This window comes from Pseudonocardia sp. CA-142604 (assembly GCF_050948475.1).
Classification (GTDB): Bacteria; Actinomycetota; Actinomycetes; order Mycobacteriales; family Pseudonocardiaceae; genus Pseudonocardia; species Pseudonocardia alaniniphila.
Map to the genome: position 1 here is coordinate 3,069,894 of NZ_CP192045.1, position 11,700 is coordinate 3,081,593.

General features: G+C 71.0%; 12 protein-coding genes. 9 read left to right on the forward strand and 3 right to left on the reverse strand.

What is annotated here, in order from left to right; all coding sequences use genetic code 11:
• Positions 1–60: 60 nt before the first annotated feature.
• Positions 61–354 (forward strand): hypothetical protein, encoded by a 294-nt coding sequence (locus tag ACQPZQ_RS14130; RefSeq protein ID WP_433295763.1) that lies wholly within the window; start codon positions 61–63, stop codon positions 352–354.
• A gap of 113 nt (positions 355–467) precedes the next feature.
• Here the strand turns inward: ACQPZQ_RS14130 and ACQPZQ_RS14135 are convergent, their stop codons facing one another.
• A complete protein-coding gene (locus tag ACQPZQ_RS14135; protein ID WP_433295765.1) occupies positions 468–1,142 on the reverse strand; it encodes an MBL fold metallo-hydrolase in 675 nt (224 codons plus the stop codon).
• 150 nt (positions 1,143–1,292) lie between these two features.
• Here ACQPZQ_RS14135 and ACQPZQ_RS14140 point away from each other — a divergent pair, with 150 nt between their 5' ends.
• The 7 genes from ACQPZQ_RS14140 (at position 1,293) to ACQPZQ_RS14170 (ending at position 6,679) form a co-directional block, all read left to right on the forward strand.
• Positions 1,293–2,510, forward strand: coding sequence for an ABC transporter substrate-binding protein (locus ACQPZQ_RS14140; protein ID WP_433295767.1), 1,218 nt, complete (start codon positions 1,293–1,295; stop codon positions 2,508–2,510).
• Positions 2,510–3,373, forward strand: a complete 864-nt coding sequence (locus tag ACQPZQ_RS14145; RefSeq protein ID WP_433295768.1) for a branched-chain amino acid ABC transporter permease — start codon at positions 2,510–2,512, stop codon at positions 3,371–3,373. Before ACQPZQ_RS14140 ends, ACQPZQ_RS14145 begins: the two co-directional genes overlap by 1 nt.
• Positions 3,370–4,365 carry a branched-chain amino acid ABC transporter permease gene (locus tag ACQPZQ_RS14150; RefSeq protein WP_433295770.1) on the forward strand — a complete coding sequence of 332 codons (996 nt, stop codon included), beginning with the start codon at positions 3,370–3,372 and terminating at the stop codon, positions 4,363–4,365. Before ACQPZQ_RS14145 ends, ACQPZQ_RS14150 begins: the two co-directional genes overlap by 4 nt.
• Entirely contained in the window at positions 4,362–5,120 is a 759-nt protein-coding gene (locus ACQPZQ_RS14155) for an ABC transporter ATP-binding protein (protein ID WP_433295772.1), read from the forward strand. Before ACQPZQ_RS14150 ends, ACQPZQ_RS14155 begins: the two co-directional genes overlap by 4 nt.
• The gene (locus tag ACQPZQ_RS14160) at positions 5,117–5,821 is read left to right on the forward strand and encodes an ABC transporter ATP-binding protein (RefSeq protein ID WP_433295774.1); all 705 of its coding nucleotides are present in this window, start codon (positions 5,117–5,119) and stop codon (positions 5,819–5,821) included. The genes ACQPZQ_RS14155 and ACQPZQ_RS14160 overlap by 4 nt, the downstream gene beginning before the upstream one ends.
• A gap of 109 nt (positions 5,822–5,930) precedes the next feature.
• A complete protein-coding gene (locus tag ACQPZQ_RS14165) occupies positions 5,931–6,350 on the forward strand; it encodes a YidH family protein (RefSeq protein ID WP_433295776.1) in 420 nt (139 codons plus the stop codon).
• A complete protein-coding gene (locus ACQPZQ_RS14170; RefSeq protein WP_433295778.1) occupies positions 6,347–6,679 on the forward strand; it encodes a DUF202 domain-containing protein in 333 nt (110 codons plus the stop codon). The genes ACQPZQ_RS14165 and ACQPZQ_RS14170 overlap by 4 nt, the downstream gene beginning before the upstream one ends.
• Before the next feature lie 27 nt (positions 6,680–6,706).
• Here ACQPZQ_RS14170 and ACQPZQ_RS14175 read toward each other — a convergent pair whose 3' ends face one another.
• On the reverse strand, positions 6,707–7,117 hold the full coding sequence (locus tag ACQPZQ_RS14175) for an OsmC family protein (protein ID WP_433295780.1): 411 nt from the start codon (positions 7,115–7,117) through the stop codon (positions 6,707–6,709).
• 339 nt (positions 7,118–7,456) lie between these two features.
• Here ACQPZQ_RS14175 and uvrA point away from each other — a divergent pair, with 339 nt between their 5' ends.
• Positions 7,457–10,426 carry an excinuclease ABC subunit UvrA gene (uvrA, locus tag ACQPZQ_RS14180; protein ID WP_433295782.1) on the forward strand — a complete coding sequence of 990 codons (2,970 nt, stop codon included), beginning with the start codon at positions 7,457–7,459 and terminating at the stop codon, positions 10,424–10,426.
• Between the two features lie 15 nt (positions 10,427–10,441).
• Here uvrA and ACQPZQ_RS14185 read toward each other — a convergent pair whose 3' ends face one another.
• Positions 10,442–11,530 carry a class I SAM-dependent methyltransferase gene (locus tag ACQPZQ_RS14185; protein ID WP_433295784.1) on the reverse strand — a complete coding sequence of 363 codons (1,089 nt, stop codon included), beginning with the start codon at positions 11,528–11,530 and terminating at the stop codon, positions 10,442–10,444.
• Positions 11,531–11,700: the final 170 nt, after the last annotated feature.

Sequence of the window (11,700 nt, forward strand, 5' to 3'; positions counted from 1 at the left end):
CTCTTGACGGCCTCTCCGGCTGTGCGAAGGATAGCGACTCCGCTAGGAGAGGGGCAGGTCATGAGCCACGTTCGTATCGGCGTCTATGCGCTGACCGGTGGGACGGCCGAGGAAGCCGGTGACCGTGCGCAGAAGGGAATGCTGAGCGTGTTCCGGGACCAGCCTGGCTTCAAGGCCTACGGGCTGGCCGAGACACGAGAGGGAAAACTGATCTCGGTGAGCCTGTGGGACTCAGGTGAGCAGGCTCAGCAAGCCAATGAGCTCGCCGCCACCTGGGTCAGCGAGAACCTGGCAGACCGGATTCGGCTCGAGAGCACTCAGGTCGGAGACTTCATGTTCTTCGAGAGTGCGTGACGACCCGGGCGAGGATTCCTACCCGATCCCTTCGCGACGTGCACGGCGCCGTGTCGATCGTGGCTGCGATCGACATCGACGCACTGTCGCCGTATGTGCGATGACTGCGGGGCCTACCACCCTCGGGCGCGCCACTCCGGAAGGCTCGGCCGCTCGGCGCCCAGCGTGGTGTCGTCGCCGTGGCCGGGGTACACCCACGTCTCGTCGGGCAGCGGACCGAACACCCGCTCCTCGAGGTCGTTCATGAGCGACGTGAACTCCGCCGGTCCGGCCGTCTTGCCGGGCCCGCCGGGGAACAGGGAGTCGCCGGTGAAGATGTGAGGGTGGTCGCCGCCGCGGTAGACCAGTGCGATCGATCCCGGCGTGTGGCCGCGCAGGTGCACGACCTCCAGTTCGATCTCCCCGAAGCGCACGGTGTCGCCCTGCTCCACCAGCTCGTCCATCGGGATGGGCAGCTCGGGGGCGTCCAGCGGGTGGGCGATCTGGCGGGTCTGGAACATGCCCGCGACGGCGCCGAGGGCCTGCCAGTGGTCGGCATGGCGGTGGGTGGTGACCAGGTGCTGCAGCTCGGGCCGGTTGGGGGAGGCGCCGACGAGATCCGCCAGCTGGTCGGGCTCGTTGGCCGCGTCGATGAGCAGGGCCTCGTTCGTGGCCCGGCATACGAGCAGGTAGGCATTGTTGTCCATCGGGCCGACGGAGAGCTTGGTGATGCTCAAGGCGTCGAGGTCGCGCCGGGTCGCTGCGCCGCCGGGGTCGGTGTGACCTGAGTAGCTGTCGAGGACGTCCACCGCGCCAGCCTAGCCAGCGACGGCCCGTCACGATTGAGTCGCGAGCACGTGCCCGGTTCACCCGAATCGTTGACATTGAGAAGGTCGCTCGACAACGATCCGTCGACATCGCACCCAGGCTGCGGCCCGGTCGACGAGGAGCGTTCTGAGATGGTGCAACACCCCATGGTCAACCGGCGCCGGTTCCTCGGTCTCCTGGGTGCGGCCGGCGCATTGCCGGTGTTGTCGGCGTGCGGGAGCAGCGTCGGGGGTGGCGGGCCCACCGCAGGCGGAGGCGGCACGGTGAAGGTCGGCCTCGTCGTCCCGCAGTCGGGGGTCTACGCCGCGCTCGGCACCGACATGCAGCGCGGCTGGGATCTCTGGCTGGCCGACCACGGGCAGAAGTTCGGGAACTACACCGTGGAGACCGTCGTCGCCGACGAGGGCGAGACACCCCAGACCGGCGTGCCTGCCGTGCAGAAGGTGCTGCAGAGCGACGGGGTCGACGTGGTGGTCGGGCTGGTCAACTCCGCCACCGCGTTGGGCGTGCGTGACGTGCTCACCGAGTCGAAGAAGCTGCTGATCGTCACGAACGCGGGCGCCGAGGACGTCACGGCCAAGGCTCGCACCCCCTACATCTGGCGCAGCTCCTTCACCAACGGCCAGATCGCGGCCGCGATGGGCACGCACCTCGCCCAGTCGGGCTTCTCCGAGGGTGTCTACGCCATCGCGCCTGACTACGCGGCAGGCACCGAGGTCATCACCGCCTTCACGAAGGCGTTCGAGACCGGCGGCGGGCGGGTGGTCGGGCAGGCGAAGACGCCGTTCGGCACCACCTCGGACTACCAGCCGTTCCTCACCGGCATCCAGAGCTCCGGGGCACGCGCCACGTTCTGCTTCTACTCGGGAGCCGAGGCGATCAGCTTCGTGAAGCAGTACGCGCAGTTCGGGCTCTCGTCGACGATCCCGCTGTACGGGTCGGGCTTCCTCACCGAGGGCAACGTGCTGCCGCAGCAGGGCGACGCGGCGGTGGGCGTGCAGACGACGCTGCACTACACCGACCAGCTCGACAACCCGGCCAACAACGCGTTCGTACAGGCCTACAGCGCGAAGTACGGCGAGAGCCCCAGTTGCTTCTCGGTGCAGACCTGGGACGCCGCCAACGTCCTCAACCGCGCACTCACCTCGGCCACGGGAGTCGACGGCGACGCACTCGCCGCCGCGCTGGGCGGCATCGGCACCGTCGACGACAGCCCGCGCGGGCCGTGGACCTTCGACAACCAGACGCCACGGCAGAACATCTACCTGCGCCGGGTGGACAACGCCGGGGGCACGCTGGTGAACGCGGTGGTGCAGGACCTCGGCCCGCAGAGCCAGCCGGCGGCCTGATGCTCGTCAGTGTCCTCAACGGCCTCGCGATCGGGTCGCTGCTCTTCATCCTGGCCGTGGGGCTCTCGATCGTGTTCGGGATGATGGACGTCCTCAACCTCGCGCACGGTGCGCTGTTCCTCGGGGGTGCCTATCTCGGCGCCGCCTTCGCCGGCAGCTGGGGTGGCTTCCTCGCCGCGCTCGCTCTGGCGGCGGTCGGCGGCCTCGTTGCGGGTGCGCTGCTGTCGCTCATGACCGAGCCGCTGCGCAAACGCTCGCACCTCGACCAGGCCCTGCTGACCCTCGGCGTGGCGTTCGTCGTGGCCGAGCTGTTGATCATCGCGTTCGGGGACGACCCGCTGTCGGTGGCCGCGCCCCCCGCGCTGGACGGCTCGGTGTCGATCCTCGGAGCGACCTACCCCACGTACCGGCTGGTGCTGATCGGGGTGGGTGCGGTGCTGGCCCTGGCCGTGTACCTCGTGGTGGAACGGACGCGGGTGGGCGCGCTCGTGCGGGCCACCGTGGCCGACCGCGAGATGGTGGCCGCGCTCGGCGTCGACAACCGGATGGTGCAGGCCACGGTGTTCGCCGTCGGCTCGCTGCTCGCCGCCACGGCCGGAGTGCTGGGCGGCCCGATCTACGGCGCGCGCCCGGGGCTCGACGCGACGGTCCTCATCCTGGCGCTGGTCGTCGTCGTGATCGGCGGGCTCGGTTCGGTGCGCGGAGCGCTCGTCGGGGCGCTGATCATCGGGCAGGTCGACACGCTGGGCCGCTTGCTGCTCCCTGACTTCGCCTCGTTCATCCTGTTCGCCGCGCTCGCGCTGGTGCTCGTGCTGCGCCCACACGGCCTGTTCGGGAGTCCGGCATCGGCGGGCGCGCGATGACCGCACTGGACGCGCCTGCGGTGCCAGGAGGGGCGGCCGCGATGTCCCCACGGGTGCCCCGGGGCCGGGGCGGGCTCGTGGCGGCGGCGGTGCTCGTCGTGCTCGCCGCGGCTCCGCTGTTCCTCGCCCCGTTCGCCACCACCACGCTCACCCGCATCCTGGTGTTCGCGCTCTTCGCCGTGAGCCTGGACCTGCTCGTCGGCGTCACGGGCCTTCCTTCGCTCGGTCACGCCGCCTACTTCGGCGCAGGCGCGTACGCCGCCGGCTGGGTGTCGATCAACGTCACGGCGCAGGCGCCGGTGCCGCTGCTGGTCGGAGCGGCCGTCGGCGCCGTCGCCGCCGCGCTGACCGGATGGATCACCGTGCGCACCGGCGGGGTCTTCTTCCTCATGCTCACCCTCGCCATCGGCGAGATGGTGCAACAGGTGGCCAACACCTGGGAGGGCGTCACCGGCGGGGCCAACGGGCTCACCGGCGTCCCGTCCGTGCGGGTCGCGGGAGCGCCTCTCGCGAACCCGGGCTTCCTGTACTGGTACGTGCTCGCCGTGTTCGTACTGGGCTTCGTGCTCGTCTGGCTCGTGGCGCGCTCGCCGTTCGGCGCGGCGCTGCGCGGTATCCGCGACAACGAGCCGCGCATGCGTGCCGTCGGCTACCCGACGGCGCTGTACAAGTACGGAGTCTTCGTGGTGGCAGGCGCCGTTGCGGGCCTGGCCGGCTCGTTGCTGGTGGCGCAGCAACGACTTGTGACGCCGGCCGATCTCGGGTTCCTCACCGCCTCGTTCGCGTTGCTGGCCGTGATCATCGGCGGGGCGGGCTCGCTGTGGGGCGCGTGCATCGGTGCGGCGCTGGTGATCCTGGTCCGGGACGCGCTCGGGCCCAGCCTCGACGGTCACGGCACCCTGGTGCTCGGTGCGGTGTTCGTGCTGGTGGTCTACCTGCTGCCACGCGGCGCCGCGGGCATGCAGCTGTGGCGACGGCGAGGTTCGTCGTGACCGCGTTGCACTGCACCGGCCTGACCAGGTCGTTCGGCGCCCTGAAGGCGGTCGACGGCGTGGACCTGGCGGTTGCCCCCGGTGCCCGGCACGCCCTGATCGGACCCAACGGCGCCGGGAAGTCCACGCTGTTCAAGCTGGTCACAGGCACGATGCGGGCGGATGCGGGCCGCGTCGAGCTCGCGGGCAACGACGTCACGCGGCTGTCGGAGGTGAAGCGCTGCCGGCTCGGGATGAGCCAGACGATGCAGCACGCGAGTCTGTTCGCCTCGATGACGGCGGCCGAGACGGTCGCGCTCGCCGTGCAGCGCCACGACAACGGGCGGATCTCCCTGCTGCCGCGCAGGCAGCCCCGGGTGGTCGCGCGGGCGGAGGAGCTGCTGTCCGACGTCGGCCTCGCCGGCCGTGGTGACGTGCGCGTCTCCGCGCTGTCGCACGGCGAGCGCAAGCAGTTGGAGGTGGCACTGGCGCTGGCCTGCCGCCCCTCGCTGTTGCTGCTCGACGAGCCCGCGGCCGGGATGTCCCCCGGCGAGAGCGCGCGGCTGGTCGAGCTGCTGCGCGGGTTGCCGCAGGAGATCACCGTGCTGTTCGTGGAGCACGACCTCGACCTGGTGTTCTCGCTGGCGGATGCGGTGACGGTGCTGCACCTCGGCCGCGTGCTGCTCTCCGGCACCCCCGACGACGTCCGGGCGAGCGACGCCGTGCGCGAGGCCTACCTGGGCACCGGCCGGCGCGAGGAGCTGTTCCTGTCATGAGCTTCCTCGAGGTACGTGGCCTCGTCTCCGGGTACGACCGGGGCAGGGTGCTGCACGGCGTCGATCTCACCCTCGACGCCGGTGCCGTGCTCGGGCTGCTGGGCCGCAACGGTGTCGGCAAGTCCACCTTGATCATGACGCTGGCCGGGCTCGTCCCGGTGACCGAGGGATCGGTGCGCCTCGACGGGGCCGAGCTGGCCGGTAAGCGGCCCGACCTGGTCGCCAGGGCCGGGGTGGCGCTGGTGCCGCAAGGGCGCCGGGTGTGGGCGACGCTCACGGTGGCCGAGCACCTCGGACTGGCGCGTTCGCGGTCGCGACCCGGCACCTGGACCGTCGACGCCGTGCTCGACCTGCTGCCCCGGCTCGCCGAGCGCCGCCGCCACTACGCAGGGCAGCTCTCCGGAGGGGAGCAGCAGATGCTCGCCGTGGCCCGGGCCCTGCTCACCAACCCGCGGCTGGTGCTGCTCGACGAGCCGTCCGACGGGCTCGCCCCGGCCATCGTCGACCAGCTCGCCGGCGTGGTCACCACCATGCGCGCCGAGGGCGTGACCGTCGTGCTGGTGGAGCAGGACCTGCACCTGGCCTTCAGCGTGGCGGACGAGATCGCCGTGATGGAGAAGGGCACGCTCGTGCACCGCGTGCCGACCGCTGAGTTCCGTCGCGATCCCGACACCGCGCACCGGCTCCTCGGCGTCGCCTGAGCTGCAGAAACGCCCTGCCCGTCGCGATCATCCGATGTGCCGCCGGTGTGACCCCGACGAGGGGGCCGTTCCACAGGACAGGGCCGCTCCCGAGGACGATGCTGTCTCCGTGGACAGTGCCGCGTCGGGCCGTGCCGATTCCGAGGGCGCCGATTCCTCCGAGGACAACGACTCGGGGGACGGTGCCGCCGAGCACGAACCGGACTACCGGTTCACCCTCGCCAACGAGCGCACCTTCCTCGCATGGATCCGTTCGTCGCTGTCGTTGCTGGCGGCGGGGATCGCGGTGGTGCAGCTCGTGCCCGCGTTCCCGCTGCCGGGGGTTCGCACCATCACAGGCGGGCTCCTGGTCGTCCTCGCGGTGCTGTGCGCCGCGAACGGTGTGCTGCGCTGGCAGCGGGTCGAGTACGCGATGCGACGCGACGGTGCACTCCCACGGCAGCGGGCCCCGTGGGTGCTCGCCGTCGGTCTCGTCGTGTTGGCGCTGCTGGGACTGGCGTTGGTGATCGTCAAAGGGGTCGACGGATGAGGCCCCTGCGTCCCGGTCCGCCCGCGGGAGCCCCCGGGCTCCAGCCCGAGCGGACGAGGCTCGCCTGGAACCGCACGGCGCTCGGTGTGCTGGCCAACGGGGCGCTGCTCTCGGTGCGCGAGATCGGTGCGGCGGGACCCACCGTGGCGATGGTGCCCGTCACCATGGCGATGCTCATCGCGCTGGTCACGGTCGCGGTCGGCAGGCACCGGGCGACCGTTCTGCGCCGTTCCCCGCTCCCGGCCCGCGTGGCCCCCGTCGTCTCGGTGCCGGTGGTCGGCTGGTCGGTGGTGGCGCTGGCCCTCGTCACCGGCATCGTCCTTCTCTGACGACGGGTGCCGGTGGGCGCCTCCGGGTCAGGCAGCGCCGGTGGTGAGCTCCGTGCGGATCGTCAGTGCGTCGCGCAGCAGGACCGTGACGGGGGTGTGGTCGACCACCGAGGCGAGCTGCTCGCGCAGGTCCGGGCTGACCTCGGCTTCGACGGTGACCCGGCGGTCCATCATCGGCGGCGACCCCGTGCGGAACCCGACGTGCACCGTCACCTCGCCGGGCTCGATGTCCCAGAGCTGCAGGAACGTGCGGACCGACATCGCCGTGCAGGCCGACAGCGACCCCGCGAGCAGGCCGAACGGCGTGGCGCCCGCAGGCTCCGGCCCGAGATCGGCGGGGATCTCGCAGCTCAGCTCGAGCCCGTTGACCGTGACGCCGGCGGCCCGGCCGTCCCCGGTGGGCAGATGAGCGGTGGACCAGACGTTGGACTCTCCCACCCGGTCGAGCGTAATCGTCGTCGCGGGCTCGCCGGCCAGGCCCGGCCCGTGTCGTTTCGTGCTCGGCGACGCGAAGCCGCAGGCGGTCCTCGACCCCCGCTGCACGGCCGTTCGAACGTCTGTGCGACCCTCGTTGCGGCGGTTCGGCTCGCCCGGCCCGCCGCCCGCCGGGCGAGCTAGCTGCCGGAACAGAACTGTCGGCGGCCGCGCTTAGCATGGATGAGGGCACACTGTCATGCCCCGGCCGTGTCGAGTCTGCTCGTGTCAGGCCCAGCTCGTGCCAGACCTTGCTCGTTGCCAGACCTGTTCGCCGTTCGGATTCACAGGAGGCTCCCCACCGTGGCCGACCGCAGCATTGATGGGCGTTCCGCCGACGCCGTGCGCCGTGTCGACGCTCCCCGTCTCGTCGTCCGCGGGGCCCGTGAGCACAACCTGCGCGGTGTCGATCTCGACCTGCCGCGCGACAGCCTCGTCGTCTTCACCGGACTGTCCGGGTCGGGCAAGTCGAGCCTGGCGTTCGACACGATCTTCGCCGAGGGTCAGCGCCGGTACGTCGAGTCGCTGTCGGCGTACGCGCGGCAGTTCCTCGGCCAGATGGACAAGCCCGACGTCGACTTCATCGAGGGGCTCTCGCCTGCGGTGTCGATCGACCAGAAGTCCACCAACCGCAACCCGCGGTCCACGGTCGGCACCATCACCGAGGTCTACGACTACCTGCGCCTGCTCTACGCACGGGCGGGCGTTCCGCACTGCCCGGTCTGCGGCCACGTCATCGAGAAGCAGACACCGCAGCAGATCGTCGACCAGGTGCTCGCGATGGACGAGGGCAGCCGGTTCCAGGTGCTGGCGCCGGTCGTGCGCACCCGCAAGGGCGAGTTCGTCGACCTGTTCTCCACACTGCAGACGCAGGGTTACTCCCGCGTGATGGTCGACGGCACGGTGCACACGCTCACCGACCCGCCCACGCTCAAGAAGCAGGAGAAGCACGACATCTCCGTGGTGGTCGACCGGCTCACCGTGAAGGATTCGGCCAAGCAGCGGCTCACCGACTCGGTGGAGACCGCGCTGCGGCTGGCCGACGGTCTGGTCGTGCTCGACTTCGTCGATCTCCCCGACGACGACCCCCACCGCGAGCGGCGCTTCTCCGAGCGGATGGCCTGCCCCAACGGCCACCCTCTGAGCCTCGACGACCTCGAGCCCCGCACGTTCTCCTTCAACTCGCCCTACGGCGCGTGCCCCGAGTGCCACGGCATCGGGATCAAGAAGGAGGTCGACCCGGAGCTCGTCGTGCCCGACCACGAGGCGAGCCTCGCCGACGGCGCGATCGCTCCCTGGTCCGGCGGGCAGTCCGCGGAGTACTTCGGACGCCTGCTGGACGGGCTGGCCAAGGCGATCGGGTTCCGGATGGACACGCCATGGCGCAAGCTGCCCGCGGCCGCCCAGAAGGCGATCCTCCACGGCAGCACCGACCAGGTGCACGTCCGCTACCGCAACCGCTACGGCCGGGAGCGCTCCTACTACGCCAGCTACGAGGGCGTCATCCCGTTCCTCGAGCGGCGCCTCGACCAGACGGAGTCCGACTCGCAGCGGGAGCGCTACGAGGGCTACATGCGCGACGTGCCGTGCCCCGCCTGCCATGGGGCGCGGCTCAAGCCCGAGGTCCTGGCCGTCACCCTCGCCCATCGCGACCGGGGCGAGCGCTCGATCGCCGAGGTGTCGGCGATGTCGGTGTCGGAGTGCTCCGCGTTCCTCGACGGGATGGTGCTCGACGCCCGGCAGACCATGATCGCCGGCCGCATCCTCAAGGAGGTGCAGGCGCGGCTGGGCTTCCTGCTCGACGTCGGGCTCCACTACCTGTCGCTCGACCGCGCCGCAGGCTCACTCTCCGGCGGTGAGGCCCAGCGCATCCGGTTGGCCACGCAGATCGGCTCCGGGCTGGTGGGCGTGCTGTACGTGCTCGACGAGCCGTCCATCGGCCTCCACCAGCGCGACAACCGGCGGCTGATCCAGACGCTCGTCCGGCTGCGCGACCTGGGCAACACCCTGATCGTCGTCGAGCACGACGAGGACACCATCCGCGCCTCCGACTGGGCCGTCGACATCGGTCCGGGCGCGGGCGAGCACGGCGGTGAGATCGTCTACAGCGGGCCGGTTCCGGGGCTGGAGTCCCACGACACCTCGCTCACCGGGGCGTACCTGTCGGGCCGTCGCTCGATCCCGGTGCCCGACATCCGCCGGCCGGTCAACAAGAAGCGCCAGCTCACGGTGGTCGGTGCGCGCGAGCACAACCTGCGCGGCATCGACGTCGACATCCCGCTCGGCTGCCTCGTGTCGGTCACCGGGGTGTCGGGGTCGGGCAAGTCCACGCTGATCAACGACATCCTCGCCACCGTGCTGGCCAACAAGCTCAACAAGGCCCGGCAGGTCCCCGGCCGCCACACCCGGATCACGGGTCTCGACGAGCTCGACAAGCTGGTGCGGGTCGACCAGTCGCCGATCGGGCGCACCCCGCGGTCCAACCCGGCCACCTACACGGGCGTGTGGGACCAGATCCGCAAGCTCTTCGCGGCTACCACCGAGGCCAAGGTGCGCGGCTACCAACCCGGCAGATTCTCGTTCAACGTCAAGGGTGGCCGCTGCGAGGCCTGCTCCGGCGACGGCACGATCAAGATCGAGATGAACTTCCTGCCCGACGTGTATGTGCCGTGCGAGGTCTGCAAGGGCGCCCGGTACAACCGCGAGACGCTCGAGGTGCACTACAAAGGCAAGACGGTCGCCGAGGTGCTGGACATGCCGATCGAGGAGGCGGCCGAGTTCTTCGCGCCGATCAACTCGATCGCGCGCTACCTGCGCACGCTGGTCGACGTCGGGCTCGGGTACGTCCGGCTGGGCCAGCCGGCACCCACGCTCTCGGGTGGCGAGGCGCAGCGCGTCAAGCTCGCGTCGGAGCTGCAGAAGCGCTCCAACGGCCGCACGGTCTACATCCTCGACGAGCCCACCACGGGCCTGCACTTCGAGGACATCCGCAAGCTGCTCCAGGTGATCAACGGTCTGGTCGACAAGGGCAACTCGGTGATCGTGATCGAGCACAACCTCGACGTGATCAAGACCTCCGACTGGATCATCGACATGGGGCCGGAGGGCGGCTCGGGCGGCGGCACGGTGGTGGCGCAGGGCACGCCGGAGCAGGTGGCGGCCAGCCCCGAGAGCTACACGGGCCAGTTCCTCGTCGGTCTCGTCACTCCGGAGGAGCCGGCGGTGGCCCCGGTGGCCGTCCGGCGGCGCCGCAAGGCTGCTGCGGCCGGCTGACCACCGGGTTCCGGCTCACGTGAGGCGGTAGAAGCGGAAGAAGGCGTCGTCGATCGGGAGGACCTCGATGTCGGCGTACCCGGCCTCCTGGGCGTACCGGCGCAGGGTGTCCGGACGCATCACGGTGCCGGTGCCCACCGACGGCGTATGCGCCAGCCCGTCGGGCAGGCAGCACGTGATGCTCCAGCCGTACATGAGCTGCTCGGTCTCGTCACCGGGCGCGTGGAATCGCTCCGCCACCCGCTCGTCCACCACCAGCACGATCCCGTCGGGCTCGGCGATGCGGCGCATCGTCTCGAGCACGCCGACCGGGGCGGGCATGTCATGGATGCACTCGAACGCGGTCACGAGGTCGTAGCGTCCGTCCGCGGTGGCGGCGTCGGCGCAGTGGAACCGCACACGGTCCGCCACCCCGGCTTCGTGCGCGTTGCGCTGGGCCGCGTCGATCGAGGGCCCGTCCACGTCGTAGCCGTCGACGGTCACGTCGGGATGGGCGAGAGCGAGGCCGATGGCCGACCAGCCGAACCCGCAGCCGACGTCGGCGATCCGGCCGCCCCGCTCCAGCACGTCCCGGATGGCGGGCACCGACGGGAAGTACTCGCGGGGGAGCGCCCCGAGGAACAGCGGCCGGTTGGCAGCGGCCTGCGCCTCGCGGGCGTCGGTGCCGAACTGGGCCCACGACACCCCGCCGCCGGACCGGTACGCGTCGACCAGCGCGTCCATGTGCTGCCCCATGCCGCCCACCATCCGGGCCAGCGGCAGCACGTGGTTCGGGCTGAGTACGTCGGTGAGCACCTCGGCGTGGGCGCTCGGCAACCGGAAGCGACGCTCATCGGGTGCTGCGGTGGCGTCGTCGACGGTGAGGACGCCGGCCACGGCCTGGTGTTCCAGCCACTCCCGCGCGTACCGCTCCGCTGTTCCGGTGCGGGCGGCCAGTTCGGGCGGGGTGAGCGGTCCCTCGGCGAGAGCCCGGTAGAAGCCGAGCCGATCACCTAGGTATGCAGCCTGGACGAGCTGGGCGCCGAGCACGGCGCCGAACAGACGCTCGACGAATGCCTCGGTGGTCGATTCGGTATCGGTGGGCCTGGCGGTCGTCTCGGTCATCGGTGCTCCCTGTTGGATGCGGTGTGTCCGACGGCGATGCTGGGAGCGCGCCCTGTCGCGTTGCTGTCAGCGCCCTGGCACTGCACCGACGGCCGCAGTGAGAGCGGCGCGGATACCCATGGTATTTCCACTCGTGGGCTCTGCACGGTACCGCCAGTACCCGCACTCGC